We start from the raw sequence: 25,721 nt of genomic DNA on the forward strand, positions 1-25,721 counted from the left end.
CATCACGCCAAGGCTAGTTTTGCTCAAGCGATGTGACGGACACTTCTTCATTGGTTTGCTCGCGATAGGTGAGGGCTTGTTCGTTGCTGTCGAACACGTGGATATCGCTTGGTGAGCAGCGCAATGGAACGGTTTGGAACGCTTTCACTGCGTTGTCGCCTGGGATGTGAACTTTGAATCCATCAATGCCAGCATATTGCCCAAACAGGTAAGTACCGTTGCCCAAACGCTCAACCACTTCGCTGTGAAATTCAAAGTTGAAACCTTCACCTTGGCCAATCTGGATGTGCTCAGGGCGGATACCTACGGTCACTTCCGCACCGTCACTGACAGGTTTCGCCAGTGTGACGGTCAGTGTTTGTCCGTCTGGCATGGTAATTGTGGCGTCTAAGCCACTCACGGCAGAAACTCGGCCTGCAATGAAATTCATTCTTGGTGAGCCGATGAAACCGGCAACAAAAAGATTGTCTGGGTTGTGGTAAAGCGCCAATGGAGAACCGACTTGTTCAACGGCACCTGCGCGCAAGACAACAATTTTGTCAGCCAATGTCATGGCTTCGATTTGGTCATGCGTTACGTAGATCATGGTGTTTTTCAGTTCTTGGTGCAGCTTGGCGATTTGCAGGCGCATTTCAACGCGAAGCTCTGCATCCAAGTTCGACAAAGGTTCGTCAAACAAGAAGACTTTTGGATCACGCACGATAGCGCGACCAATCGCCACACGCTGACGTTGACCACCAGACAAGGCTTTAGGCTTTCGGTCCAACAGTGGTTCGAGTTGCAGTGTTTTCGCTGCACGATCGACGTGACGCTTAATTTCAGCAGGATCAACGCCATTCATCTTCAAACCGAATCCCATGTTTTCGCGCACTGACATGTGCGGATACAGTGCATAGGATTGGAACACCATCGCCACACCGCGATCCGCAGGGTCGACGTTATTCACTTCTGTGCCATCGATGCTAATGACACCATCACTGATGGTTTCTAATCCCGCGACCAAGCGAAGCAAGGTTGACTTACCACAACCTGAAGGTCCGACGAAAACAACGAACTCTCCTCCAGTGATGTCTAAATCGATGCCATGAATGGTCTCAACTTTGCCAAAGCGTTTGATAACGTTTCTTAACGTGATATTTGCCATTACGCATGTCCTATGCCGTGCTGTTATCGACACCGCTCATTTTTATGCTCGGGTCGTCCTTTTTTAAAAATAGTGTGTTTTTTGCTTTATGGAAACGTTTACATTCATAATTTTGTGAACTAGTTTTAAATAAAGCCAACTTTACCGTAACAGCATCGTCACATGTTCACGGGTAGAACATAGCAAATTAAGGACAGGACGTAATATGACTAGGCTTTCTTCAACAGCAACGTCGGGCAGCTCCCCAAGCAGAAGCCGTCTGACTTTGGCCCCTTGGTTATTCCTTGCGCCGGCTATTGCTATTTTTTCGCTTTATGTGATGTATCCCATCTTACAAAGTGTTTGGTTAAGTTTTTTCGAATGGGATGGTCTTGGGGAGAAAACCTGGGTCGGCTTTGATAACTATGTCGAACTGTTTGATTCAGATACGTTTTACACCTCACTGTTTAACAACTTCCTCTGGATGGTGCTCTTCATGTTAGCGCCACCGATTGGCTTGATGATTGCGCTCTTTCTGAATCAGAAAGTCGCGGGTATTCGCCTGATTAAAGCCCTATTTTTCTTCCCTTTTGTTATTTCTCAGGTTGTTGTTGGTTTGGTGTTTGCTTGGTTTTATGACCCGTCATTTGGCCTGTTAACGCAAATCATGGTGGGCATGGGCTTTGACCCTGTGTCCATTCTTGCCGACGAAGATTTGGTGACATACGGCATTATCGCCGCGGGGCTTTGGCCGCAAGTCGCCTATTGCATGATTTTGTATCTCACAGGTTTGAATAACCTCGACCCTGAGCAGCTTGAAGCTGCGCGATTAGACGGCGCACGGAGTTGGAAAATGATGTGGTACGTGGTGGTGCCACAGCTCAAACCTGCCACCTTTATTGCGGTGGTAGTGACTGTCATCGGCGCATTGAGGTCTTTCGACTTGGTAGCAACCATGACGGCGGGTGGTCCATGGGGCAGCTCAACGGTCCTTGCGTACATGATGTATGAAGAATCTATCTTCAACTATCGCATGGGTTATGGCGCAGCGGTGGCTGTGGTGCTGTTCCTCATTATGGATATCTATATCGCCTACTTCTTGTGGCGCATGCTGAAAGGAGAGCGCTAATGTTTCCTAGACCGATTGAACACCAAGGCAAATTTATCAATGTCGGCTATCGCGTCGCGCTCTACATTGCTGTCATCCTTTGGCTGATTCCGCTTGCTGCGGTATTGATGACCTCGATCCGTTCCATTGCAGATATCAATGCGGGTAACTATTGGGGCTGGCCTGATGAATTGCAGTTCATTGAGAACTACACGCAGGTTTTCATCGCAACGCCGATGGCGCGCTACTTATTGAATAGCTTGTTGATCAGCTTACCTGCTGTTGCGGGTGCTGTGGCACTTTCTACGTTGGCGGGGTTTGCGCTGGCGAAATACAAATTCAAAGGCAACGTGTTGCTTTTCGCCATGTTCATCGGCGGTAACTTCGTGCCTTTCCAAATTTTAATGATCCCTGTGCGAGATTTGACCATTGATCTCGGGTTGTACGACACGCACTGGGCACTGATTTTCTTCCATGTGGCGTTCCAAGCAGGTTTTTGTACCTTGTTTATGCGCAACTTTATGATAGGAATTCCGGACGCGTTGATTGAAGCGGCACGGGTTGAAGGTGTGAGCGAATGGCGAATCTTCTGGTATGTGGTGCTTCCTTTAGTGAGGCCTGCACTGGCGGCATTGTCTGTTTTGGTCTTTACCTTTATTTGGAATGATTTTTTCTGGGCGTTAGTGCTGGTGCAAAGCGATGAAGTTCGTCCTGTTACGGCGGGTCTGAATGCATTGCAAGGCCAGTGGTTGGCGTCTTGGCAATACATGTCAGCGGGGGCGGTGATTGCCGCACTGCCACCTGTGGCACTGTTCTTTACGATGCAACGACACTTTATTGCTGGTTTAACCCTGGGTGCGACAAAAGGGTAACGCTGGTTTTACTGAATGACGGATATTTTCGAACAACAGAAAGGATGAAGAGAATGAGAACGCTTGCAAAAAAAAGCTTTGGCGTACTGTGCAGTCTGTTTCTTCTGCTAAGTGGCTCAGTCAACGCAGGGGAGTTGGTGATCAACTCAGATGCTTCAGACCCAGCACCGAAAAAAGCATGGGCTGAAGTGATTGCGAAATTCGAAGAAGCAAACCCAGACATCACGGTGAAATACAATCTGTATGACCATGAAGCATATAAAACGACGATCCGTAACTGGCTAGTTACGTCTCCACCAGATGTCGTGTTTTGGTATGCGGGTAACCGTATGAAAACCTTCGTTGACCGTGGTTTGTTCGAAGATGTCAGTGATATTTGGTCAGCAAACAACATGGCGGAAGATTTCTCCAGTGCCATGCCTGCAATGACCTCTGCCGGTAAGCAATATGGTGTTCCATACACCTATTACCAGTGGGGCATGTATTACCGTAAAGACCTCTTTGCGAAATACGACATCGCCGTACCGAAAACATGGGATGAATTTGTCGCTGCATCAAAAACGTTGAAAGAGAATGGCGTAACGCCCTTCACCATCGGTACCAAGTACCTTTGGACGGCAGCAGGTTGGTTTGATTACATGAACTTACGTGTAAATGGTTTGGATTTTCACATCGACTTGATGGACGGCAAAGTGCCATACACCGATCCGCGTGTGAAAGCCGTATTTGCGAAGTGGGATGAATTGGTGAAGCCGGGTTATTACTTGGATAACCATGCATCATACTCTTGGCAGGAAGCACAACCATTCTTGTACAACGGCGAAGCGGCGATGTATTTGATGGGTAACTTCTTGGCGGCAAACTTTACCGATGAAGTGCGTCCTAACATGGGCTTCTTCCAGTTCCCTGTGATCGACCCGTCCGTGCCGAAGGCGGAAGATGCGCCAATGGATACGCTCCATATCCCGTCTAAAGCGAAGAACAAAGAAGATGCGCGTAAGTTCCTTGCGTTCGTGGCTCAGCCTGACATTCAAACCATGATCAATGAGTCTTTGTTGCAAATCCCAACGAACAACAAAGCGACACCAAAAGATGATGAGTATCTGAATGCGGGTGTTGTGATGCTGAACGAAGCAGCGGGTACTGCGCAGTTCTATGACCGCGATACTGATCCTTCTATGGCGAAAGAAGGCATGAAGGGTTTCCAACAATACATGGTTCACCCTGATCGTATCGACAAGATACTGAAAAAATTAGAGAAAACGCGTCAGCGTACGTTTAAAGAATAAAGATAAGATACATGGCTAGCATTTGCGGAGGCCCCTCGAAGGCCTCCGCTTTTTTATTTCCGCGCCGTAAATCGCTACACCCCTCAGTTTCTCTCCGATCGACACAATTTTCGCCCGCTAAATCGCGCCGAGATCCCTGATTGTTGACGCGATATCTGTCACAAAATGGTTTTTGGTGTACTAGTGTTAATGGACTGGTTTCATAACTTCAGTGGGTTGTTTCAACGCGCTGCGTACTTTTTTCGGATGGTGTCATGCCTAACCTGATTAACGACAGCTACATGAATTCGACGTACATGAACTCTCGTTCTAAAGAGCGGGATGATTTGGCTGCGGGCAGTGTCAACAACACCAATTTGTCAGCGTCTGAACGTGCAGAGTTACTGAGGAAAGAGCGCGAAGAGAAGAAACAAGCAGAAGCGGCACAAGAAGAAGCGCCACAAAAGCGCGATTTTCGTGGCTTAATTGATCGCGTCGCTGAGCAAGAAGCGCAAAAATCCAAGTTGTCTGCGTACACGACGCAACAACAAGAACTCCTGAAACAGGTAGAAAACACCATCACTCCGCAAAGCAACGAACGCAGTGTCGATTTTAAAATCTAGGGCGGTCCACCACGGTAACGGATTTACCGCGCCATTAGGCCGAGCGTACTTCTTCCTGTAACCACTGACAAAACGCCTCAATATTGTGTGAGGAGGCATTTTGCTCCTTTCGATATACCACGTAATAGCCACTGCTTGAAGTCATTGAGGTATCACCGATTTGGATCAAAGCGCCAGAAGCGAGTTCTTTTTGAATGAAAATATCGGGCAGGAGTGCGATGCCCAATGAAGAAATGGCGGCTTGTTTGAGCATGTAAAAATGTTCAAAAGATGGCCCAGAAGGTGAAAGCAAAGGGTCTTGAACATGCGCGGCCCAATCCACCCATGTTTGCGGACGTGTCGAGTGTTGAAGCAAGGGAGCGTGGTGGAAGGGGTTTGTGTGTCCATATCGTGCTAACAACGCCGGGCTTGCGACGGCTACGGTGTTCTCGTCTAACAATTTTTGCGCTTCTAAGTTTTGCCAATGCCCATCCCCGTAGAAAATTCCCACGTCTATTAACCCACCTTCGAGATCCGGTGCGCGTTCTGCAGAGACGAAGTTCAACTCCAAGGTCACCATATTGATTTCAATGTGTGGGTGCTTTTCGATAAATGCCGACAGTTTTGGAATGAGCCAATACGTCGCGATGGTGGGCAATACACCCAGCTTTATCTTCCCGCCGCTGCCACCGTAGGTGAGCAAATCAAGTGTGGCAGATTCCATGCGATCAAATGACTCTTTCAACGGCGCTAAATAGCTTTCTCCCGCAGGGGTGAGAAGTAGACGCTGTTTGACGCGTTCGAACAGCGCCAAGCCAAGGCGACTTTCCAGAGACGAGACTTGCTGGCTGATGGCGCCTGGTGTCACGGCTAACTCGTCCGCAGCTTTGGCAAAACTTTGGTGTCTGGCAGAGGCTTCAAATGCACGAAGTGCATTGAGTGGCGGCGTGAGGCGTCGGGGTTTAGTCATTAGTTTAGCTATTCATCTAATGAGAAATGATGACTTTAACCTAGTTGAGTGAATAGATATTGTAAATGTGTTCCCCAAAAAACTAAAACAATGTCAGCTAGGTAAATAAAAGCGCGCCAAATGTTGGCGCAAGGAGTGAGTATGTCGTTAACCCCCTTTCATGTTGCCATTCCTGTTCGACACCTCGAAGAATCGCGCGCGTTTTACCGCGATGTGTTGAATTGTGGTGAAGGTCGCAGCAGTGATTGTTGGGTTGACTTCAATCTCTATGGCCATCAGTTGGTGATTCACCACGACCCTGCGATTGGCGAAGAAGGGAAAGTTCGGCTTCATCACAATTCAGTGGATAGCCATTCTGTGCCTGTTCCGCACATTGGAGTGGTGCTTGAAATGGCGGATTGGGAAGCGCTGGCGGCGCGGCTCAAAGAAAAAAGTGTGGCCTTTGTTATCGAGCCGTATGTGCGTTTTAAAGGGCAACCCGGTGAGCAAGCAACGATGTTTTTCTACGATCCAACGGGTAATGCGTTGGAATTTAAATCATTTCATGACATCGACAAGCAGCTATTCGAAACATGAACATGCGTTGAACCATCGTATCGAGTAAAGGCAGGACGGCGAGATGAATATTGAGATATGGATAACCTTCGTGATGGCGTGTTTCGTGCTCGCTATCTCTCCCGGTGCAGGTGCAGTGAATACCATGGCGATCACCATGAAGCATGGGATCCGTCGAAGTGCTGTGGCTATTGCCGGCTTACAGGTGGGTAATGCGAACAATATCGTGCTGGTGGGTGCAGGCTTAGGGGCGCTGCTAGCCCAGTCTGACGTGGCCTTTTCGGTTGTAAAATGGGTGGGTGTGGCCTACCTGATTTATTTGGGTATTCAAAAATGTCGAGAAACGGGTGATGGTTCCTTCTCTGCGGAGAAAAGCGAGCCTATCGGTGCCCGTAAGCTCTTTTTCCAATCGGTGATTGTGAATGTGACGAACCCAAAAGGCGTCGTATTTTTAGTTGCTTTACTGCCGCAGTTTATCTCCCCCAATGGATCCTACTTGCATCAAATGTTGATTCTAGGCGGGACACTATTGGTGATCGATACCATTGTCATGGTGGGATATGCCTTGTTGGCGACGAAAGTGGCACACCTTGTTCAAAATGCGCATCACATGAAGGTAATGAATCGACTGTTCGGCGGTTTGTTTATTGGAGCAGGCTCGTTGCTTGCAGCGACAAGCCGTTCGTGACGCGGGAAAAAGAAGTGACGGGTGGTGTCATCAAATCCATGTTTGATCGTCGGTGTTCACTGTCACGCCTGTGACGTCTGAACCTGTGTGCTGAGTGGATGCGGGTTCAATCATCATAAAGTGAGTATCGGGTGTTGCCACAGGACAATGCTCCACGCCTTTTGGCACCACATACATTTCACCAGGGTTAAGCACAATCTCCTTGTCCCGGAGTTTCAGAGTAAGTCGTCCCTTCCACACCAGAAACAATTCGTCCTCGTTTTCATGACTGTGCCATACCAATTCACCACTGCCTTTCGCTATCTTCACTAACTGCCCATTGGATTCGGCGAGAATTTTCGGTGTCCATTCTTCATCAAAAAGTGAAAACTTCTCCGTGAGTGAAATCTTATCCATTGTAAATTCCTTTTACTGAGGTGAGAGGTGAGAGGCCAAAACATCGACAGTGTGATGCAATCCGCCTCTAATAATGTCGAACACTGAACGTGTTTCTAGGTACAGGACTATGCATTTATCCCTATCAAGGTGCAGGCGAAAATAGCGAAAAAGACAACCCATGAAAGGTGCTTGCCTTGAGAGGCGACAAGCGACAACAAACCATGAAGGAAAAACGTGGTCGCAATGACTGTTGCGAGCGTCTTGGCGCTGAATTGTGGCTGTGCGATAACCACTAACAGTGCCGCAAAACCACACCACGCGATGGACGTAATATGCCAAGCAAAGCGTAACGTTTTTTTGGTGAAGGCTTCGCTGCCGAACAATTTGGGTAGGTTGTTGCGTTTAAACAAGCGAATCAGAATGTAGCGTTCACCCAAGTAAGAGTGTGCAAACGAGATGATCACAAGCAATATCGCAGCGACATAGAGCAGGGTATCCATATTGCGCTCCTTATGAGATTTCGGCTCTGACAGTGCCCACTCAGAATAACACGTACTTTTCGTGCCAGTGGGGTTTACGCTAATAAACCTGACCGTTGAATTCAATCAAGGTATATGGCTCGATGGGTAAGCCGTTTTCTTTCCCAAAAGACTTCACCATACCGCCGCGATAGACAAAGGATGCCCATTGATTTGATGGCGTATCGAAAAAATGTATCGGTGCGTGAAGCATTTGATAGCCAACAGCGTGGTAGACCCGTGGTTCGTAAGCAAACAGAAAACTGTGTTCAACGTTTGCCTGAATTTGTGCGAATTCCAACTGTGCCATTAGGTGGGAACAGAACCCTTTCCCTCTGTAATCAGGGTGAATTGCAATACCGCCGACGATACCTGCGTTAAACGTACGCGTTCCTTGTTGCATTGTGCGGGCATACACCACACCAAAACCCACGACCTGATTCGTTTTTGTTTTGGCGGTATCGTTATCAATCACTAACCCATAAGTCAGAAGCTCGTCGTTGGGTGTGAGATCGATATTGGCGTTTGGAAACACTGCCCTAAGTAGTGCTGACACATCATCAAGGTACTGATCTAATTGTCGGGTGGTTAACACACTGATTGTCATGGTTTATTAATGAAAGAATTCCGTGTTTTCACTATCGCACAGCCTGTTGAAAACCTCGCCATCATTTCGCCATTGTTGTTCATCAAATTTCCATTTTTCCTCCACGGTGTTGACATGTAAAGCGTGTGTAATAGCCATCAACAACCAAAGAAACAGGGGAATGACGATGAGTAAATTCACAGAAACTGGCCGTTATGTTCGTCGAAATGGCGGTACAGATTGGCGTGAGCGTCCTGAACAAGAACAAGGTTTTTGGCGACAGTTTTCCTTTGGTATTCCGACATGGTTATGGCCGCTGTTGATTTGTTTAGTGTGGTTGATTCAACTTGCGGCGCATTGAATGGTTTCTTGATTGTGCGTTCGGTTATGGGCTTGAAGAGGCGCGTTGCCAGCGCTTGATAGAACGTTTAATCGGCTCTGGCAGCCCGAACACGCGAAGGTTGCCTGCTAACACCAGCACGACACCCAGTGCGGATAACCATGTCCATTCATACCCTTCAAACACAGTCGACAGTGACAAGGCAACCAGCGGGAACAGCACGGTGCAGTAGGCGGCTTTTGCTGCGCCTATGTTGCCTACCAATGCGAGGTAGGTGTTAAAGCCAATGACTGAGCCAACAATGGCGAGATACACCAATGCAGAGAGGTACAGCGGCGTGGTTGGCACATCCAATGGCACGCCCATGAAGAGGGCGATGATGAATAGGTAGATTGCACCGTAGCCCATCGCCCAGGCCGTTGTTGGCAGCAATGGCATGTCTTTCTTCTGTGCGTTAGCAGACACCATGTTACCCATTGAGAAGAAATAGGTGCCGACCAACGAAAGGGCGAGCCCTAGCAAGATGCTGGTGTCCATTTCTGCGCTGAGAAATTGGGAAGCAAAGAGTAAAACAACCCCAGAGAACCCCATGAGTGCGCCTTGAATAAAGGTACCCGCAGGACGACGTTTTTCCAAAATCCACAGGTTAAATGCATTTAAAATGGGTGCAAGAGAGAACACGACGGCATTGAGTCCGCTCGGCAGATACTGCGTCGCTGCATAGAAACAAAGGAAGTTGTTTGAGAATAGGCACAGTGCGAGCAATGCGGCCATTTTGTGATTTTCTGCGGAGAGGCGTGGTAACGCATTGCGAAACAGTAACACGGCAAACAGGGCTACCGAGGCCAACCCAAATCGCCAACCTACGGAAACCACCACGGAAGTGTCCCCGATTTGGTAAGCAATGGCGAGCCAGGTTGAGCCCCAAATAAACACGGTTGCTGCGTATAATATTCCGTTCATGCGCTACCACTCTCCGTTTAAATACCTAAGGTGTTCGATTAGCAGATCCGAATGCTCGATTAACAAATCTGGATGCTTACTTAGGTATCACGCCTAGCCAAAAGACGTTGTTTTTATGAAATGCACCGACTTCGAGTGTTGAGATTGAAGCCTGAAAACAGTAAAGACATCGGTTAAATGCCGCACCACGATATCGCGCCGGACGTCGTCGTTCTTTCATAGAATTGCTATTTTTATAGATTCTTGCGCTTTTCTTTTTTGCTTGGTGTTCATCGAGATAGGCAATCAGTATATTAAGGGAAGCATCATCAAGGAGTTGTGATGGGTAAAGATAAGTCTCAAGGGATTCAGAGACAGCGGGTTTATAATGTGTTGCAAAACAACACAGCGAAGCTGCACGACGAACTATGGCTGGAAAACGGCATGGGTTCGGCTGTGTGGAGCAACAGTCATGGTTGCGCGAGTTATGACAAGCCTGGCCATCACACGTTGAGTTTTTACCTCGAAGGGGGACACAACACCAAACGAAACCTGCAAACGGGCGATATGTTTGGCGGGGAAAACAAACTCAGCTTGATGCCTATCGACCACCGTTCAGACTGGTCTTTTGCCGATCCTTTCAGTTTCTATCATCTCTACTTTGAACAAGCGCATCTTCAACATTTTGCGGAGCAGGTGTTTGACAAAGAAGGACGTCATATCGAACTCAAAGAGCGCACCTTTGTTGATGATCCTTTCATCACACAGTTTGTGCGCGAAACCATGTTGAAATTGGATTGGTCAGATTCGACCGACGGGTTAATGGCATCTCATGCGCAGCAAATGGTGCTGCTCCACCTTATTCGTCAACACTGCCATCAGCCGCTATATAAAGCCTTGTCCGTCGGTGGTTTGTCACCCGCTAACCAACGTAAAGTGATGGATTATATAGAGGCCAACTTACCCTTCTCTTTCTCGTTAGGGGATCTGGCGACATTGGCCCAACTCAGCGAATTTCACTTTGCCAGAATGTTTAAAGTTAGCTTCAACTGCACGCCGCATCAGTATGTGCTAACGCGCCGTATTGAGCTTGCTAAGCGCTTACTCTTGGAGAGTCAGGAATCCTTGTCGAATATCTCAATAGCCAGTGGATTTTCGTCGCAACAACATCTCTCGCAGCAATTTAAACAGCGTGTTGGCGTAACGCCCGCCGTGTTTAGAAAGGTGCAGGGCAAGTTCCCGCGTTAAGCCCTCTCCGAATGCTTGGGTATAATCCTCATTTTTAATACACACAAAGTGGCTACGACTGCATAGATTGAAATATCGAAGAGCCACGTTGTGGCTTGCATCGCGCGTGAGTGTTGAAAAGGAGAAAGGGCATGACGACAAGCGATATCGAAAATCTCAGCGATTTCATCTCAGCATCGCGTTCAAAGGGCGAGATCTGGGGTTTACACTGTAAAGATGGCTGGGTTATTTGCGATTCTGCAATCTATGAAGACACGGACGTGATGCCCTTTTGGTCATCCCGTGACGCGGCCGCTGTTCATTGCGTGGACGAATGGGAAGACTTTGCACCTGTGTCGATTCCTTTGCAAACCTTCATCGAAGAATGGCTGGTTGATCTTGCAAGAGATGACGTCATGCTTGGCCCTGACTGGGGCAAAGAATTGAGCGGTGAAGAAGTGGACCCTGTGGATTTAGCGACAAAATATCAAGATCCAACGCTGTTAAACTGATTCTACCGTCACGATGGACAATGCCTTTTATATCCCCCTGATTTATATGTTCTAAATTTGTCGGCTGCCTACGACATGCGTTGCATGTTGTAGGGAGCTGTCAATTCATGTGTACATTTTCTGATTTACACCTTTTCCTCCAGCAACCCATGCGCGTTTCTGGCTGCGCCTTATACCGACTGCTATTCCTAACAGAGCAAGGCACTGTCGCTATTAGCGCGTATGGAGGATGCATCAATGGCAAAAGCAGCACATCAAGACAAGGCTCAGATGGACGCCCACACAGTAAAAACGATCAACCCAATGGGGACGGATGGTTTCGAATTTGTGGAATACACCGCCCCGAATGCAGAAGGCATCGATGCGTTGAAATCTCTGTTTTCATTGATGGGGTTTGCCGAAGTGGCAAAGCACAAACACAAAGACGTGTGGCTTTATCGTCAGGGTGAAGTGAACTTTATTGTGAATGGAGAGCACGATTCGCAAGCCGAAGGGTTCGCCCAACAACATGGCGCCAGTGTGAATGCGATGGCGTTTCGCGTAACAGATGCGCTTCATGCGATGAATTACGCCGTGAAGCAGGGTGCAACGGCGTGTGAGCCGCGTATCGGACCCATGGAACTCAACGTTCCTGCGGTACACGGCATTGGCGGCTCGTACCTGTATTTCGTTGACCGTTACGGTGACAATGACATTTACAGCATTGATTTCGATTACTACCCCGATTGGAAAGAGAAGGTCGCAGCGTCAGATGCTGGTCTTACGTTCATCGATCATCTCACCCACAATGTCGAAAAAGGCAATATGGACGTGTGGGCTGACTTTTATGATCGCATCGCAAACTTCAAAGAGATCCGCTATTTCGACATTGAGGGTAAGCTCACTGGGTTGAAATCGCGCGCTTTAACGGCGCCATGCGGGAAAATCCGTATTCCGATCAATGAATCGAGCGATGACAAATCTCAAATCGCAGAATATTTGAAAGAGTATAACGGCGAAGGTATACAGCATATTGCCTTGAGCACGGATGACATCTTCAAAACCGTAGAAACACTTCGTCAACGTGGTATGGCGTTCATGAACACGCCAGATACGTACTACGAGACCATTAATACCCGTGTGGAAGGCCATGACGAAAACGTGGAAACATTGCGGGATATGCGGGTGCTGATTGATGGCAGCGTCAGCTCAGGTATTTTGTTGCAAATTTTCACTGATACTGTGATTGGGCCAGTGTTCTTCGAAATTATTCAACGCAAAGGTAACCAAGGTTTTGGGGAAGGTAATTTCCAAGCCTTGTTTGAATCCATCGAGCTCGATCAAATTCGACGCGGTGTGTTAGATGCTGGGTAATGGTTCCAGGACGTCTTTAATAAAAAAACAGGTCGCTTATGCGACCTGTTTTTTATTGGCATTTTGAACATACGTAATATCTGGTTGTAACGCCTTTTTACTGTTCAGCAAAATACTTGAATGTGTATCTCGTCTACTTTTTTGGCTATTGGTATAAAAAGAAACGCCTTATGCGCCTATTTTTATAAGCCCTTACTGGTATTTAGCGATGATGGCTTCGATTTCGTTTTTCTTGACCATTTCTTGTAGACGATTATCAATGAATTCCTTAATTTCGTGATCGATGCCCGGAGAAAAGGCAATGTGGATGCCATAGTTTGGAATGACATTGCTGATGCTCTCGAGCTTATAGTCATTGTTTGTGAAGCCTAAACGCTTCAAATGGTATTGGAGACGAAGATCCATTTCGACAAAGCCGCCGATGTCTTTTAATCGGTTAACGACACGAAATGCAGATTGGTGATTTTTAACGCGAACTTCGCTTAATGCGCCGCTCTCAATCTCTCCATCAAGCCCCGGATAGTTGAATCCGAGCAATAACACTGCAACCTTACCATCGAGATCTTCGGGGTTTTTGTATGTAAACGTTGAATTCGTGCTGCTGAGTATGCTGTGTTCAACATCAAAGACAGGTTGCGTTGAGAGGTTTGCTGATTGCATGTCACCCCACAAAGGGCTGCCGTACGTGACCCAGTTTTTATCTTGATTTGAAGACATTTCTGCCATCATTCGATTAAACGGGTACGTATGGATATCAAGGGTATACTTAGACCCTTCAAGTGCTTTGTATAGAATGTCAGTAATGATACCGTGATGGTTGGTACCCTTATCTTGGATTTGAAAGGGTTCAGCTTGGTCTTGAACGACATAATAGTCGAGCACTTCGCTGGAAGCAGTGTGACTAAATAAAATCGCAGACACTGCAAATAATAAGGATGTTGCATTGAAATTAGTTTTATCAAACATACGAGTCATTTTATTCATCGTTGGTAATTGTCAGTTTGCAGCTATCCTTAAACAGGATGCTTTACTTTTAAGACACTAATAAGCCTAGTCTATGTTGAATAAAAAAGAGAAAGTTCGTCAGCCAGTTAGCATCGCAGCCCGATTAGTGGGCCGAATATTGCTTGTTTGTACCTTGCTGGCCTTTTTAGTGGCCGCATTTGCGCTCTATCTAGATTACAAGTCAAAATCTGAACAGGTACGTGAGCACGCACTATTAATCCAACAAACGGACCTAGCCAGCATTACGAATAGTGTCTGGCAAGAGGACACAAAGCAATTAAGTGTTATCGTTGAAGGCATATTGCGTGATCCAGATGTCTCTTATGTGAAAGTGTTTGATAATGAACGCGTCTTGGCAGAGCAAGGTAGCATTCCAAACACGCCTAAGCTTGCATATCAGTGGCCGTTGGTTCACGAGCAATTCGGAAAGAACTACAACCTCGGTTACATGCAGCTCGAAGTGGGTTTGCAGGGCATCTATAACTCTCTCACTGAGCGCTTTGTTATCCTCCTCTTGTTTTTAGGGGGGGCGACCTTGATCCTCGGTGGCTTGGTGTTTGCGATTGTGTATGCCGATGTGGTCAAACCGCTCACATGGATCGCTCACAGTGTGACCAAGTTCGACGCCGATCACCTGCCGAAACCGATCAAACAACCTCAACGCGCACTCGGTGAAGAGCTCGTGATTTTGTACGAACAGTACAATGACACCGTTGAAAAAATTCGCGTCTACAACACCGAGCTTAACGACGCAAAAGAACAGGCTGAAGTTGCCAACCAGAAGAAGAGTGAATTTCTTGCCAACATGAGCCATGAAATTCGAACTCCGATGAACGGCATCATTGGCATGGCGTCTTTGTTAAAAGGCACCAAGCTCGATGAAGAGCAGCGCGAATTTATAGAGATGCTTGAAACGTCTTCTTTGTCACTTCTTGACATCATCAACGACATTCTCGATTTCTCGAAAATCGAAGCGGGGAAACTCGACCTCGACATCCTTGAACTCAACCTGTTCGAGCTGAACAAAGATATCGAGCATTTGTTCAAACTTCGCACCAAAGAAAAAAGCATCGATTTCCGCTGCAATATCGACGAAGTGTTATCGCCGTTGTTGATGGGGGATGCCCCTCGTCTACGCCAAGTCATGATTAACTTGGTCGGAAACGCAGTGAAATTCACAGAGCGAGGCCGTATCGACGTCAATATCCGTTTGGTTGAAGAAGTGGGCGATCGCATCACTGTGCTGTTTGAGGTGTTGGATACCGGTATCGGTATCCCTGAACACAAACAATCCCAAGTCTTTGAGAAGTTCGAGCAAGCAGACGGCAGCATGAGCCGAAACTTTGGCGGAACAGGGCTTGGCCTTGCTATCTCTAGCCAGATTGTTGAACTCATGGGCGGCAGTCTGAAGCTTGAAAGTAAAGAGGGCGTGGGAAGCCGCTTTTTCTTCTCGACCACCTTTGACCGTGCAGAAGCCCCTGAAGCGACACCCATTGATGCACTCATGTTCTCTGATGCCGCGATGCTGCTGGTGGACGACAGTCGTTTAAACATGCGTATTACCAGCGCCCAATTGAGTAACTTAGGCTGTCAGGTGACGTGTTGTGTGCACCCAGAAGATGCGGAAGGAATGATTGCAGAACGGATTGAAACGTCCAAACCGTTCAAGATTGTCATCCTTGATAAACTGATGCCCGGCACAGACGGTTTCTCCGTTGCCTCTCAGCTGCAAAGCCGCTTCGGTAAGCGCTGTCCTAACATGATCATGATTACGGCAGCACCGGAAGTGCATGACACCGTGAAGCTCGACAGCTTCAACATTCAAGGATACTTATCGCGTCCGTACAAGTTTAACGATTTGAAAAACGTGTTAATACGCATCCTTCGCAGCCAACAGCCGCAGTTGGATGTGGTGCCACTGAAAGAAGCCAGCAATCGTCTGGGTTCAAACACCAACAACACCTATTCAGGCCGTATTTTGGTTGTTGAAGATACCTTGGTGAATCAGCGCGTCACCCAAGCCATGCTAACGCGATTAGGTGTAGACGTGGTGGTGGCTGAAAACGGGAAAATCGCCGTTGATTTGTGTGAAGCTGAAGCATTCGATCTGATCTTAATGGATTGCCAAATGCCGATCATGGATGGCTACCAAGCCTCTCGTTTGATTCGCGATCACGATCTCGCCCCGCAAACGCCGATTGTTGCCTTAACGGCAAACGCCACGGCACACGACAAAGAAGAATGCTTGAAATCCGGCATGGACGATTACATCGCCAAGCCAGTCAGCAAGGCCAACCTTGAGCGCGTGATTAAACTGCACATGCCAGGCGCCTCTGAAGAGCAAGCACAGACGATTTAATTTAAGTTATTGAAACTATTGTTTGGTGATTTATTGGAGTTACCCAGTAGTTTCTTTATTTTTGGTATCTTCAAACGAACCACACCATGTTTTGTACATGTCGTCGTGAAGCCTTTTTACTGGATTCACCTCAGGTAATTTGTAGTGTTGAAGTATTCGATCGATACGTTTCTCAAGAATCTTCAAACTAGCTGCTTGGTTTGCTACTTTTTCAGATGTTTTAAACCAATGATTTCTTTGATGCTCCCATAGGTCTGGACTGACTTCTTTTGTGTTGAGATAAAATTTTTGATCTGCACCGCTACCTAGAACTCGGAAAGGAAGAATATCTGCGCATTCGAGCCATGATTTATCTAAAGCGTGTTCGCAGATCAACTTTTGATTCCTTTTTCCAACTACTACTGCATTGATGAACCACCACAAAATAGAATCTCTACACACCATCAATATTGGAAAAATGATGTAAGTAAATAGGCCTAACGTCGTGATCTTTATTAGTGAACCCCAACTCAACTCGATTTCCACTCAAATACTCCATCGATAAAACGTAAATGCAGGTGACTAGGCAAATTGTCTCCAATTATATCATCGTGACTTATTGCGAAGGTTGTTCGTAATCAAATCAATTTGTTACAGAAAAAAGCTCTGAAGGTTAGAATGATCCGTAAAGAAAAAACGCCTGCATCTGCAGGCGTTTTACTTACGCAATATGGTTTCACTTTTTTACTGCATCCCGTCCGAGTTGAACGGCTTCATCCTCAGGGAAAAAAGCAGAAGCGCATGAATGCTTCTGCGAGTCCACTTAGTGCAACTTATTGAGGTGAATCTGTTTCCCAAGATTTCAGCAGCTCATTGTATGAGATGGTGACACCTTGAGGTTTCTCGTTGGCCAGTTTGGCTTTTGGTGCGCCAGGTTGTTCTAGCCAGTAAGATGCATCGCGTTTGTCGTTAAGCTCAGGGCCACATTCGCCTTGCACGTTGGCGCGCTCAAGACGCTGCAGAACGCGGTCTTGTGCTTTTGCCAAGCCATCAAGTGCTTCTTGTGGTGTGCTCTCGCCGTTTGCCGCTTCTGCAATGAATTGCCACCACAGTTGCGCCAGTTTCGGATAATCCGGCACGTTGGTGCCTGTCGGTGTCCACTGAACGCGCGCAGGACTGCGGTAGAATTCAACGAGGCCACCTAACTTGGGTGCAATATCTGTCATCGCTTGCGAGTTGATGTCAGATTCACGAATCGGCGTTAGGCCGACCAGCGTTTTCTTCAACGACACGGTTTTAGACACAGTAAATTGCGCATACAACCAAGCCGCGGCGCGACGTTTAGGGTCGGTGGCCTTCATCAACGTCCAAGAACCTGTGTCTTGATACCCCAATTTCATGCCTTCTTCCCAGTATGGGCCTTTAGGCGACGGTGCCATGCGCCATTTAGGTGTGCCGTCAGTGTTGACTACCGCTAAGTTTGGTTTTGTCATGTCGGCGGTGAAGGCGGTGTACCAGAAAATTTGTTGTGCAATAGAACCTTGTGCTGGGACAGGGCCAGCTTCTGAGAACGTCATGCCTTGTGCTTCTGGTGGCGCGTACTTGCGCAGCCAATCTACGTATTTGGTTGTTGCGTAAACCGCTGCTGGGCCGTTAGTGGCGCCCCCGCGTTCCACACTTGAACCAACAGGACGACAGCCTTCTACGCGAATACCCCACTCATCGACAGGTTTTCCGTTAGGAATACCTTTATCGCCTGCGCCTGCCATAGAGAACCATGCATCAGTAAAACGCCAGCCAAGTGAGGGATCTTTTTTCCCGTAATCCATATGGCCGTAGACGCGTTGACCGTCGATCTCTTTCACATGGACAGAGAAGAATTCTGCGATGTCTTCATAGGCAGACCAGTTCACTGGCACACCCAGCTCGTAGCCGTAAATGTCTTTGAATTGTTTTTTCAAATCATCACGTTCAAACCAGTCGGCACGGAACCAGTAAAGGTTGGCAAACTGCTGATCGGGCAGTTGATAAAGTTTTCCGTCTGGGCCTGTGGTGAACTCGGTGCCGATAAAGTCGCCGATGTCGAGAGTAGGCAAGGTAATGGTGCGGCCTTCTCCTTCCATGTAGTCACTAATAGGGAATACTTTACCGTAGCGGAAGTGCGTACCAATCAGATCTGAGTCATTGATGTAGGCGTCATAGATACTGCGGTTTGATTGCATTTCAGTTTGCAGTTTTTCTACCACGTCGCCTTCTTGAATCAAATCGTGGGTGACTTTAATGCCCGTGATTTCTTCAAAGGCTTTTGCGAGCACCTTGGACTCGTATTCATGGGTGGTGATGGTTTCTGAGACCACTTTGATTTCCATGCCACGAAACGCTTTTGAGGCATTGGTAAACCACGCCATTTCTTCGAGTTGACGTTTGCTGCTTAGGGTAGAAGGGGTGAATTCATCGTACACCCATTTCTGTGCAGCATCTTTGTATTGGTCTGCTAGCGCACTTGGCGCGAGCAGCATCCCGATTAGGAATCCGAGAGGCGTCCATTGCTTTGATGCAGGTAAGTGCTTCATAGTTTTTAGCTCCTTTAACGTATTTCCCTAACCCCAGCGTAGAACAATACCGAGCCAAACGATGGAAATCCCAAACGGATACCATATGGCGAGGTCTGTCATACCGATGAAGAAAAGGTGTATATAGGCACTGCTCAGTAGGCCTATAAAGAGTCGATCACCCCGTGTGGTTGTGATAGGCAGAAAGCCTTTGCGAGCAACGCACGGTCGGAGTACTTCGAAAGTGGTCATCACCAGCAAAATGCAGCCGATGGTGATAAAAAAAAGTGCACTGGGTTGAGTCCAAGCCATCCAATTCATTTGATTCTCCTTAAACGCGTCCCAACGCGAATCCTTTAGCAACGTGATTACGCACGAACCAAATCACCAGCAGCCCCGGTACGATGGTCAGCACACCAGCGGCGGCGAGTACGCCCCAATCAATACCTGACGCACTGACGGTTCGCGTCATGGTGGCAACAATGGGTTTGGCGTTAACGGAAGTCAGTGTTCTGGCAAGTAAGAGCTCAACCCAACTGAACATGAAACAGAAGAACGCGGTTACGCCGATGCCCGAACGGATCATGGGAATGAAAATACGACCGAAGAAACGTGGGAAACTGTAGCCATCGATATAGGCTGTTTCGTCGATCTCTTTGGGTACACCAGACATGAAACCTTCCAAAATCCACACCGCGAGCGGCACGTTAAACAGACAGTGGGCAAGCGCGACCGCGATATGGGTATCAAACAAGCCAACGGAGCTGTATAGCTGGAAGAAAGGCAACAGGAAGACGGCAGGTGGTGCCATTCTGTTGGTGAGTAACCAAAAGAACAGGTGCTTGTCGCCCACGAAGCGGTAGCGCGAAAACGCATACGCCGCAGGCAAGGCAACAGCCAGCGACAGTAGAGTATTGATGGTCACGTAGGTCAGTGAGTTCAAATACCCTGAATACCAGCTTGGGTCAGAGAAAATGATCGCGTAGTTCGCCAGCGTTGGCGATTGCGGCCAAAAGGTTAATCCGCCCAGAATTTCTTCATTGGTTTTAAAAGACATCATCAGCAACCAATAAATTGGCAGCATTAAGAAGATGATGTAGGCAATAAGGCCAAGCGTTTTTTTCTGCATCGTTTAGCTCCTATTGTCCATGCTGGTCATGGCGGTGTAGAACAACCAACTCACCAACAAGATGATCAAGAAATAGATGATTGAGAATGCTGCCGCGGGACCCAAATCGAATTGACCGACCGCCATTTTCGTGAGTGTTTGCGACAAAAAGGTGGTGGAGTTACCCGGGCCGCCGCCTGTTAAGACGAACGGTTCGGTGTAGATCATGAAACTGTCCATAAAGCGCAGTAACACACCGAGCAGCAACACGCTTTTTAGCTTGGGCAGTTGGATGTGTCGGAACACCGCCCAGTTAGACGCGCGGTCAATTTTTGCGGCTTGATAATACACATCAGGAATGGCGCGAAGGCCGGAGTAGCAAAGCAGGGCAACTAACGATGTCCAGTGCCATACATCCATCACCAACACGGTGACCCATGCATCAACAGGGTTAGAGGCATAGTTGTAGCTCACGCCGATGCTGTTCAAGAACCAGCCCAGCAAACCAATGTCGGCGCGGCCGAAGATTTGCCAAATAGTCCCGACCACGTTCCAAGGAATCAGCAGTGGCACGGCGAGCACGATGAGCACCAGTGAGGCTTTCAAACCACGCGCAGGCATAGTGAGTGCCACGGCGATCCCTAACGGAATTTCTATCGCGAGGACACAGAAGGAATAGATAAACTGTCGTACCAGCGAATCGTGTAGGCGTGGGTCATTCAGGATTTCTCGATACCACTCTGTGCCGACAAAATACGCCGTGTTTTGATCGAAGATATCTTGAATCGAATAGTTCACCACCGTCATCAGCGGGATGATGGCGGAGAAGGCAACCAGCAAGAACACGGGGAGCACAAGCCACCACGCGTGGTTGTTTTCGGTTTTAGTCTGCATGAGGCGCTCCTTGCTCTGCCGATACCGCGTCTGAGGAAGTGGGTTCTCCCGTGAGGTATTCGTCGATGTAGAGCTTTAGCCATTGGGCGGGAAAGCTTATCCATGTGTTTTCTTTCGGCACCGGCGTTTCTTCATCAATGCGCAATTTGAGTGGAATGCTGCCAAATTTCACGGTGATGATTTTATAGGTGCCGAGGTCTTCCACGTATTGCACAGGCACTTGCCACGCATCATCGCGGGCGTCTTGCCACAAATGCACAAACTCAGGGCGAATACCGACTTTGATGTTGTCGCTGGATGATGCGTCGAGCGCATGGGTTTGTTCATCCGTCAGCGGTATAAGCTTGCCTTCGAATTCCACGCCATTTTTGCTGCGGGTTACGGGCATCAAATTCATGCCTGGACTGCCGATGAAATAGCCAACAAACGTGTGATTCGGGGATTCGAAAAGCTCACGAGGTGACCCAAATTGCACGATCGCGCCGTCGTACATTACGGCGATTTCTTCCGCGAACGTGGCGGCCTCAAGCTGATCATGGGTGACATAGACCATGGTGATATGAAGTTGTTCATGGATTTGGCGAAGCTTACGGCGCAGTTTCCATTTGAGCTGCGGGTCGATCACCGTAAGGGGTTCATCGAACAAAATGGCCGATACATCTTCACGCACAAGGCCACGGCCCATGGACACTTTTTGTTTTTCATCGGCGGTCAGGTTACTGGCGCGTTTGTTCAACACTGGCGTGAGCTCAAGCAGTTCCGCGACTTCACTGACGCGTGAACGCACTTTGGCCTCTGGTGTTTTCATGTTACGCAACGGAAAAGCGAGGTTATCTGCCACTGTCATGGTGTCGTACACCACAGGGAACTGGAACACCTGGGCGATGTTGCGTTCTTGCGGAGCAAGGTGACTCACATCCTGCTTGTCGAACACCACTTTGCCTTCTGATGGGGTAAGCAAGCCTGAAATGATGTTTAGCATGGTGCTTTTGCCACATCCTGACGGGCCTAGCAGTGCATAGGCACCGCCATTTCGCCATGTGTGAGTCATCCTTCGGATTGCGTAATCATTCGCGCCGCTCGGTGAGGGCATGTACGAATGTGCGAGAGATTCTAAGACGATTTCAGCCATACATACTCCTTAGCGATAACGGGCGGATTGAATGAGGTTTTGTGTGCTGTCGAACACATACAACTTGTGTGTTGGCACATAGATGCTGATGCGCTGATCCACTTGATAGTCATGCACCCCCGGTAAATGAAGCACCATGCCAACGTCGCGGTTTCGTACATGAAGAAAGGTTTCGCTGCCGCTGATTTCTGCCAGTTCAACCTCGACAGAAAGCTCGAGATCGTCGTCATTGTGGGGAACAAGGCTGAGGTGATTGGGGCGAATGCCAAACTGATATTCCCCTTCCTCTAGCTCACTGAGAACGGTGTTTACAGGGAAGTGGATGTGTTCAGCAAAGGACACATTTCCATCAGCAATGTGGCCGTTGATCATGTTAATGGGCGGTTCACCGAACAACTCTGCGCTCGTAACAGAAGAAGGGTGGTGGTAAACCTCGGCGGTTGGGCCAGATTGAATCACCTTGCCTTCATGCATCAGCACCACATTGCCCCCAAGCGCGAGCGCTTCGTTGGGTTCTGTCGTGGCGTAGACGGCAATGGTATTTCTGGTCGCAAACAACTCGCGCATTTCTTGGCGAAGTTCTTCACGTAGCTTGTAGTCAAGGTTCACAAGCGGTTCATCAAACAAAATAAGGTCAGCATTTTTTACCAAGGCTCTCGCCATGGCGGTTCGTTGCTGTTGGCCCCCAGAGAGTTCAAGGGGAAGGCGGTGAAGAAACTGTTCGATGTGGAGCATCTCTGCGGTTTCTTGTACGCGTTCACGGATGACGGACTCTGGGTGTTTTTCTAAACGTAGCGGTGAGGCAATATTTTCGAATACGGACAGGTTGGGGTAGTTAATGAATTGCTGGTAAACCATGGACACATTGCGGTGGCGAACAGGCACACCTGTCATGTCTTGGCTGTTAAATAACACGCGCCCTGTGGTGGGCTTGTCTAGCCCCGCCATCAATCGCATTAAGCTGGTTTTACCTGCCAAGGTTCTTCCCAAAAGGACATTGAATGAGCCGGGTTCAAGAGTCAGATTGATCTCTTCAAGCCAGCTTTCGTTGTTACTGATCCTTGTGACGTTCTCTAGCGCTAAGGACATGAACACTCCCTGATCTGATCGTTGCCAATCGTTGGCATTGAGCCGTGCGGTGTCTCGTCAGTGAAAAAACAGCGGAATTTTTCCTTTTTCTTTCGTTTCTGTGTTTTTCGTGATGCTCGTTCTCTGACAGACGCCATACATTGGCTTTTAAAATATTCAACATGACATACGCCAGAAGTGTGCCAACAATTGATATCTTTTTATCTCATTGAAAATATTGAATTAAAAATAAATGTGAGCACTGTCACTGTGCATTTTGTGCGCAAGAAATTGTTGACTGTTAACACTATGTGAACAATGCTTAACGACCATGCAACGTTTTCGAACGCTCAAAAAAGAAGGGTGGATGAGCGATATGGCTCACACGCACGATGAAGTCATTCAGGCATCTTGGCACCGATGCCGGTCTTTCGGGCTGACACCAAAATCGTCTCCGGAAATCATTCAACTCAATCGCGGTGATTGGCAAGATGCCAAAGCGCGCGCCAATGATTTGATTGCGACCACGCAAGAACAAGTCTTGCCTTACTATGAAAATATTCTGGTTAACAGTAATAGTTTGGTGCTGTTGGCTGACCATGAAGGCACGCTGTTGAGTCAGTGGGGACGCCCCGGTTTTGTTGGGCAAATGGACAAGCATTTGTTCGAGAACGGCACCAGTTGGCAGGAAAAATACAACGGCACAAATGCGGTTGGCACGGCGATACAAACGGGCGAATCAGTGGTGGTGGGGCGAGATGAGCATTTTTTGATTGCGAACCGCTACATGACAGCGTCAGCTGCCCCTATTTATAACAGTGATCGCCGCTTGGTCGGTGTGCTCAATATTTCTTCCGACGCGTATCTGCCTACATCCCATGTTAACGGCATGGTAAAAGTGATGACGCAAGCCGTGGAGAATCAGCTCATCATTGCAACGTATCGTCAGCACAATCACATGCTGATCTTCAACACCAGCAGCGATAACTTGGACAGCCAGTGGGCGGGGATGCTGGTGTTCAATGACGAAGGCATGATCATTGCGGCAAACCGACGGGCGGATTTATTGGTAGGACAAGCCTTGCGAGGGCTATCTATTGATCTGGTGACGGGCATTTCGGCATTGCACTTGTCGGTGCATCCTGAAAACCAAACGCTCTCTTTTATCGGCTTACCTAAATACCGTTTGTTTGCGACGGTGAAACATCCTCAAGTGGCACATATTCCACGAGTGGCCACACCTGCTGCGTTTTCACACACCAAGTTGAATGTTGCCGCGTCATCGCCTGCGAGCAAAGCCCCCTCTTCTACATCAGCACGTATCCTGCCCATGCTTGATTTGGGCGATGGCAAAATGCACCGTGCGATCCGCCAAGCGCAAAGTGTGGTGAACAGCGACATTCCTTTGGTCATACAAGGGGAAACGGGTGTCGGTAAAGAAGTGTTTGCACAGGCTGTGCATGCCACCTCTGAGCGAGCATCAGAAAAGTTAGTCGCGGTTAACTGTGCGGCCATTCCCGCTGAGTTAGTTGAGTCTGAACTGTTTGGCTATGTGAAAGGTGCGTTTACGGGCGCAAGTGCCAAAGGCAGTTTAGGCTACATTCGTCAAGCTGACGGTGGCACCCTGTTTCTGGATGAAATTGGTGATATGCCGCTTCACGTGCAAGCGCGCTTATTGCGTGTGTTACAAGAGAAATCCGTCACCCCGTTGGGTAGCACAGACAGTTACCCTGTCGATTTTCGCATTGTGTGTGCAACACACCAATCCTTGCGAGATGCCGTCGCCAGTAAACAATTTCGAGACGATCTTTATTACCGTGTAAATGGGTTAACCCTGTTTTTACCTTCGCTTCGTGAACGCACAGATTTGCGAGAGCTTGTCGCAGAGTTGCTGATGTCACTGTCGGAGCAAGGTGCTTCTCCCATGATCAGCGATGATGTAATGTCTCTTTTCCAAGCGCACCCTTGGCCGGGCAACATTCGCCAATTGGTGAACGTACTTCGCGTAGCGCTGGCATTGTCTGATGGTGATGTGATCACTCGACATCATTTGTCGGATGACTTCTTTCTCGATTTACAATCGAACGAACGCACGTCCGCTGAAATCGCTACCATTGATAAGGCCGAGCAGAAAGCGGGGATTCATGCTGATGAATCTACCGACAGCCTCGGTAATGATGTTGTTAATCCACTTTCCTCTCAATACTCCCCGCAGCCCATTATTCCTTCACGTTGGCAAGACACGTTACCGGCGTTATTTCATTCAACAGAAGGGAATATTTCCAAAATTGCACAAATAACAGGTGTAAGTCGTAATACCGTTTATAAGCGGCTTAGACAGTTAGGGTTAAAATAGATTGTCTAGTATGTCATCAATTTGTGCCGATTAATTACGCGTGGCACAGTGTATTCCCGAAAAATAAGTGTGTTGTTTTTAATTTAATTGTGAGTCCACTCGCAATTAATGTTTAGTGCTGTATTTATAAAGTTGAACAGATATTAAACAGATTTACATCCTGCCTCATGGAATAAACAGGTCGGATAAGTGACTCCATATGAATAATCGTGAGTTTTTCGTCTCA

26 protein-coding genes are annotated in these 25,721 nt (G+C 48.0%); 12 read left to right on the forward strand and 14 right to left on the reverse strand.

Features of this window, described 5'->3' with window-relative positions; genetic code table 11:
- Positions 1-13: 13 nt before the first annotated feature.
- Positions 14-1,144 carry an ABC transporter ATP-binding protein gene (locus BCT27_RS04145; protein WP_102395116.1) on the reverse strand — a complete coding sequence of 377 codons (1,131 nt, stop codon included), beginning with the start codon at positions 1,142-1,144 and terminating at the stop codon, positions 14-16.
- Between the two features lie 205 nt (positions 1,145-1,349).
- On the opposite strand from BCT27_RS04145, the gene BCT27_RS04150 reads away from it, so the two are divergent.
- The 4 genes from BCT27_RS04150 to BCT27_RS04165 all read left to right on the forward strand — a co-directional run bounded on the left by BCT27_RS04150 (position 1,350) and on the right by BCT27_RS04165 (position 4,994).
- Positions 1,350-2,252: a carbohydrate ABC transporter permease gene (locus BCT27_RS04150; RefSeq protein ID WP_102395117.1), complete on the forward strand. Its 903-nt coding sequence runs from the start codon at positions 1,350-1,352 to the stop codon at positions 2,250-2,252.
- Positions 2,252-3,103: a carbohydrate ABC transporter permease gene (locus BCT27_RS04155; RefSeq protein WP_017008330.1), complete on the forward strand. Its 852-nt coding sequence runs from the start codon at positions 2,252-2,254 to the stop codon at positions 3,101-3,103. Before BCT27_RS04150 ends, BCT27_RS04155 begins: the two co-directional genes overlap by 1 nt.
- A 53-nt stretch (positions 3,104-3,156) precedes the next feature.
- Positions 3,157-4,392: an ABC transporter substrate-binding protein gene (locus BCT27_RS04160; protein WP_102395118.1), complete on the forward strand. Its 1,236-nt coding sequence runs from the start codon at positions 3,157-3,159 to the stop codon at positions 4,390-4,392.
- Between the two features lie 254 nt (positions 4,393-4,646).
- Positions 4,647-4,994 (forward strand): hypothetical protein, encoded by a 348-nt coding sequence (locus BCT27_RS04165; RefSeq protein WP_102319212.1) that lies wholly within the window; start codon positions 4,647-4,649, stop codon positions 4,992-4,994.
- A 34-nt stretch (positions 4,995-5,028) separates the two neighbouring features.
- Here the strand turns inward: BCT27_RS04165 and BCT27_RS04170 are convergent, their stop codons facing one another.
- Positions 5,029-5,943 (reverse strand): LysR substrate-binding domain-containing protein, encoded by a 915-nt coding sequence (locus BCT27_RS04170; protein ID WP_102395119.1) that lies wholly within the window; start codon positions 5,941-5,943, stop codon positions 5,029-5,031.
- A gap of 141 nt (positions 5,944-6,084) precedes the next feature.
- On the opposite strand from BCT27_RS04170, the gene BCT27_RS04175 reads away from it, so the two are divergent.
- Together BCT27_RS04175 and rhtB are read left to right on the forward strand one after the other, a co-directional pair.
- Positions 6,085-6,519 carry a VOC family protein gene (locus BCT27_RS04175; RefSeq protein ID WP_017015162.1) on the forward strand — a complete coding sequence of 145 codons (435 nt, stop codon included), beginning with the start codon at positions 6,085-6,087 and terminating at the stop codon, positions 6,517-6,519.
- A 43-nt stretch (positions 6,520-6,562) separates the two neighbouring features.
- Entirely contained in the window at positions 6,563-7,186 is a 624-nt protein-coding gene (gene rhtB / locus BCT27_RS04180; protein ID WP_102395120.1) for a homoserine/homoserine lactone efflux protein, read from the forward strand.
- A gap of 30 nt (positions 7,187-7,216) precedes the next feature.
- Here the strand turns inward: rhtB and BCT27_RS04185 are convergent, their stop codons facing one another.
- The 3 genes from BCT27_RS04185 to BCT27_RS04195 all read right to left on the reverse strand — a co-directional run bounded on the left by BCT27_RS04185 (position 7,217) and on the right by BCT27_RS04195 (position 8,689).
- A complete protein-coding gene (locus tag BCT27_RS04185; protein ID WP_102395121.1) occupies positions 7,217-7,582 on the reverse strand; it encodes a cupin domain-containing protein in 366 nt (121 codons plus the stop codon).
- Positions 7,583-7,689: 107 nt separating this feature from the next.
- Positions 7,690-8,064 (reverse strand): hypothetical protein, encoded by a 375-nt coding sequence (locus BCT27_RS04190; protein WP_102390723.1) that lies wholly within the window; start codon positions 8,062-8,064, stop codon positions 7,690-7,692.
- Between the two features lie 79 nt (positions 8,065-8,143).
- Positions 8,144-8,689, reverse strand: coding sequence for a GNAT family N-acetyltransferase (locus BCT27_RS04195; RefSeq protein ID WP_102395122.1), 546 nt, complete (start codon positions 8,687-8,689; stop codon positions 8,144-8,146).
- Positions 8,690-8,855: 166 nt separating this feature from the next.
- Here BCT27_RS04195 and BCT27_RS25595 point away from each other — a divergent pair, with 166 nt between their 5' ends.
- Positions 8,856-9,029, forward strand: a complete 174-nt coding sequence (locus BCT27_RS25595; RefSeq protein WP_198597506.1) for a hypothetical protein — start codon at positions 8,856-8,858, stop codon at positions 9,027-9,029.
- 24 nt (positions 9,030-9,053) lie between these two features.
- On the opposite strand, the gene BCT27_RS04205 is transcribed toward BCT27_RS25595, so the two are convergent.
- Positions 9,054-9,971 (reverse strand): DMT family transporter, encoded by a 918-nt coding sequence (locus tag BCT27_RS04205; protein ID WP_102319205.1) that lies wholly within the window; start codon positions 9,969-9,971, stop codon positions 9,054-9,056.
- Positions 9,972-10,292: 321 nt separating this feature from the next.
- Between BCT27_RS04205 and BCT27_RS04210 the strand changes: the two genes are divergently transcribed.
- The 3 genes from BCT27_RS04210 to hppD all read left to right on the forward strand — a co-directional run bounded on the left by BCT27_RS04210 (position 10,293) and on the right by hppD (position 13,042).
- Complete coding sequence (locus BCT27_RS04210) at positions 10,293-11,198, forward strand: helix-turn-helix domain-containing protein (RefSeq protein WP_102390720.1); 906 nt, start codon at positions 10,293-10,295, stop codon at positions 11,196-11,198.
- Positions 11,199-11,329: 131 nt separating this feature from the next.
- A complete protein-coding gene (locus BCT27_RS04215; RefSeq protein ID WP_102390719.1) occupies positions 11,330-11,689 on the forward strand; it encodes a DUF2750 domain-containing protein in 360 nt (119 codons plus the stop codon).
- A 237-nt stretch (positions 11,690-11,926) separates the two neighbouring features.
- Complete coding sequence (gene hppD, locus BCT27_RS04220; RefSeq protein ID WP_017008342.1) at positions 11,927-13,042, forward strand: 4-hydroxyphenylpyruvate dioxygenase; 1,116 nt, start codon at positions 11,927-11,929, stop codon at positions 13,040-13,042.
- Positions 13,043-13,234: 192 nt separating this feature from the next.
- Here the strand turns inward: hppD and BCT27_RS04225 are convergent, their stop codons facing one another.
- Complete coding sequence (locus BCT27_RS04225; protein WP_241908498.1) at positions 13,235-14,017, reverse strand: substrate-binding periplasmic protein; 783 nt, start codon at positions 14,015-14,017, stop codon at positions 13,235-13,237.
- 82 nt (positions 14,018-14,099) lie between these two features.
- Between BCT27_RS04225 and BCT27_RS04230 the strand changes: the two genes are divergently transcribed.
- Positions 14,100-16,406, forward strand: coding sequence for a response regulator (locus BCT27_RS04230; RefSeq protein WP_102395125.1), 2,307 nt, complete (start codon positions 14,100-14,102; stop codon positions 16,404-16,406).
- 39 nt (positions 16,407-16,445) lie between these two features.
- Here BCT27_RS04230 and BCT27_RS04235 read toward each other — a convergent pair whose 3' ends face one another.
- The 7 genes from BCT27_RS04235 to BCT27_RS04265 form a co-directional block, all read right to left on the reverse strand.
- On the reverse strand, positions 16,446-16,931 hold the full coding sequence (locus tag BCT27_RS04235; RefSeq protein WP_102395126.1) for a hypothetical protein: 486 nt from the start codon (positions 16,929-16,931) through the stop codon (positions 16,446-16,448).
- Between the two features lie 287 nt (positions 16,932-17,218).
- A complete protein-coding gene (locus tag BCT27_RS04240) occupies positions 17,219-18,958 on the reverse strand; it encodes an ABC transporter substrate-binding protein (RefSeq protein WP_102395127.1) in 1,740 nt (579 codons plus the stop codon).
- Positions 18,959-18,985: 27 nt separating this feature from the next.
- Positions 18,986-19,258 carry a DUF2160 domain-containing protein gene (locus BCT27_RS04245; RefSeq protein ID WP_102319198.1) on the reverse strand — a complete coding sequence of 91 codons (273 nt, stop codon included), beginning with the start codon at positions 19,256-19,258 and terminating at the stop codon, positions 18,986-18,988.
- A gap of 10 nt (positions 19,259-19,268) precedes the next feature.
- Complete coding sequence (locus BCT27_RS04250; RefSeq protein WP_017007712.1) at positions 19,269-20,066, reverse strand: carbohydrate ABC transporter permease; 798 nt, start codon at positions 20,064-20,066, stop codon at positions 19,269-19,271.
- Between the two features lie 3 nt (positions 20,067-20,069).
- On the reverse strand, positions 20,070-20,939 hold the full coding sequence (locus BCT27_RS04255; protein ID WP_102395128.1) for a carbohydrate ABC transporter permease: 870 nt from the start codon (positions 20,937-20,939) through the stop codon (positions 20,070-20,072).
- Positions 20,929-22,071: an ABC transporter ATP-binding protein gene (locus BCT27_RS04260; protein WP_102395129.1), complete on the reverse strand. Its 1,143-nt coding sequence runs from the start codon at positions 22,069-22,071 to the stop codon at positions 20,929-20,931. Before BCT27_RS04260 ends, BCT27_RS04255 begins: the two co-directional genes overlap by 11 nt.
- Before the next feature lie 9 nt (positions 22,072-22,080).
- Complete coding sequence (locus BCT27_RS04265; protein WP_102319196.1) at positions 22,081-23,160, reverse strand: ABC transporter ATP-binding protein; 1,080 nt, start codon at positions 23,158-23,160, stop codon at positions 22,081-22,083.
- Positions 23,161-23,506: 346 nt separating this feature from the next.
- Here BCT27_RS04265 and BCT27_RS04270 point away from each other — a divergent pair, with 346 nt between their 5' ends.
- Positions 23,507-25,495, forward strand: a complete 1,989-nt coding sequence (locus BCT27_RS04270; RefSeq protein WP_241908499.1) for a sigma-54-dependent Fis family transcriptional regulator — start codon at positions 23,507-23,509, stop codon at positions 25,493-25,495.
- Positions 25,496-25,721: the final 226 nt, after the last annotated feature.

Origin of the sequence: Enterovibrio norvegicus, from assembly GCF_002876705.1 — a bacterium.
GTDB classification, from domain to species: Bacteria; Pseudomonadota; Gammaproteobacteria; order Enterobacterales; family Vibrionaceae; genus Enterovibrio; species Enterovibrio norvegicus_B.

Coding starts and splice junctions, on each gene's coding strand:
- BCT27_RS04240 (WP_102395127.1), bottom strand. CDS start 18,958: ATGAAGCACTTACCTGCATCAAAGCAATGGACGCCTCTCGGATTCCTA.
- BCT27_RS25595 (WP_198597506.1), top strand. CDS start 8,856: ATGAGTAAATTCACAGAAACTGGCCGTTATGTTCGTCGAAATGGCGGT.
- BCT27_RS04145 (WP_102395116.1), bottom strand. CDS start 1,144: ATGGCAAATATCACGTTAAGAAACGTTATCAAACGCTTTGGCAAAGTT.
- hppD (WP_017008342.1), top strand. CDS start 11,927: ATGGCAAAAGCAGCACATCAAGACAAGGCTCAGATGGACGCCCACACA.
- BCT27_RS04195 (WP_102395122.1), bottom strand. CDS start 8,689: ATGACAATCAGTGTGTTAACCACCCGACAATTAGATCAGTACCTTGAT.
- BCT27_RS04205 (WP_102319205.1), bottom strand. CDS start 9,971: ATGAACGGAATATTATACGCAGCAACCGTGTTTATTTGGGGCTCAACC.
- BCT27_RS04170 (WP_102395119.1), bottom strand. CDS start 5,943: ATGACTAAACCCCGACGCCTCACGCCGCCACTCAATGCACTTCGTGCA.
- BCT27_RS04210 (WP_102390720.1), top strand. CDS start 10,293: ATGGGTAAAGATAAGTCTCAAGGGATTCAGAGACAGCGGGTTTATAAT.
- BCT27_RS04190 (WP_102390723.1), bottom strand. CDS start 8,064: ATGGATACCCTGCTCTATGTCGCTGCGATATTGCTTGTGATCATCTCG.
- BCT27_RS04230 (WP_102395125.1), top strand. CDS start 14,100: ATGTTGAATAAAAAAGAGAAAGTTCGTCAGCCAGTTAGCATCGCAGCC.
- BCT27_RS04165 (WP_102319212.1), top strand. CDS start 4,647: ATGCCTAACCTGATTAACGACAGCTACATGAATTCGACGTACATGAAC.
- BCT27_RS04260 (WP_102395129.1), bottom strand. CDS start 22,071: ATGGCTGAAATCGTCTTAGAATCTCTCGCACATTCGTACATGCCCTCA.
- BCT27_RS04185 (WP_102395121.1), bottom strand. CDS start 7,582: ATGGATAAGATTTCACTCACGGAGAAGTTTTCACTTTTTGATGAAGAA.
- BCT27_RS04250 (WP_017007712.1), bottom strand. CDS start 20,066: ATGCAGAAAAAAACGCTTGGCCTTATTGCCTACATCATCTTCTTAATG.
- BCT27_RS04160 (WP_102395118.1), top strand. CDS start 3,157: ATGAGAACGCTTGCAAAAAAAAGCTTTGGCGTACTGTGCAGTCTGTTT.
- BCT27_RS04215 (WP_102390719.1), top strand. CDS start 11,330: ATGACGACAAGCGATATCGAAAATCTCAGCGATTTCATCTCAGCATCG.
- BCT27_RS04175 (WP_017015162.1), top strand. CDS start 6,085: ATGTCGTTAACCCCCTTTCATGTTGCCATTCCTGTTCGACACCTCGAA.
- BCT27_RS04225 (WP_241908498.1), bottom strand. CDS start 14,017: ATGACTCGTATGTTTGATAAAACTAATTTCAATGCAACATCCTTATTA.
- BCT27_RS04255 (WP_102395128.1), bottom strand. CDS start 20,939: ATGCAGACTAAAACCGAAAACAACCACGCGTGGTGGCTTGTGCTCCCC.
- BCT27_RS04150 (WP_102395117.1), top strand. CDS start 1,350: ATGACTAGGCTTTCTTCAACAGCAACGTCGGGCAGCTCCCCAAGCAGA.
- BCT27_RS04245 (WP_102319198.1), bottom strand. CDS start 19,258: ATGAATTGGATGGCTTGGACTCAACCCAGTGCACTTTTTTTTATCACC.
- BCT27_RS04265 (WP_102319196.1), bottom strand. CDS start 23,160: ATGTCCTTAGCGCTAGAGAACGTCACAAGGATCAGTAACAACGAAAGC.
- BCT27_RS04270 (WP_241908499.1), top strand. CDS start 23,507: ATGAGCGATATGGCTCACACGCACGATGAAGTCATTCAGGCATCTTGG.
- BCT27_RS04155 (WP_017008330.1), top strand. CDS start 2,252: ATGTTTCCTAGACCGATTGAACACCAAGGCAAATTTATCAATGTCGGC.
- rhtB (WP_102395120.1), top strand. CDS start 6,563: ATGAATATTGAGATATGGATAACCTTCGTGATGGCGTGTTTCGTGCTC.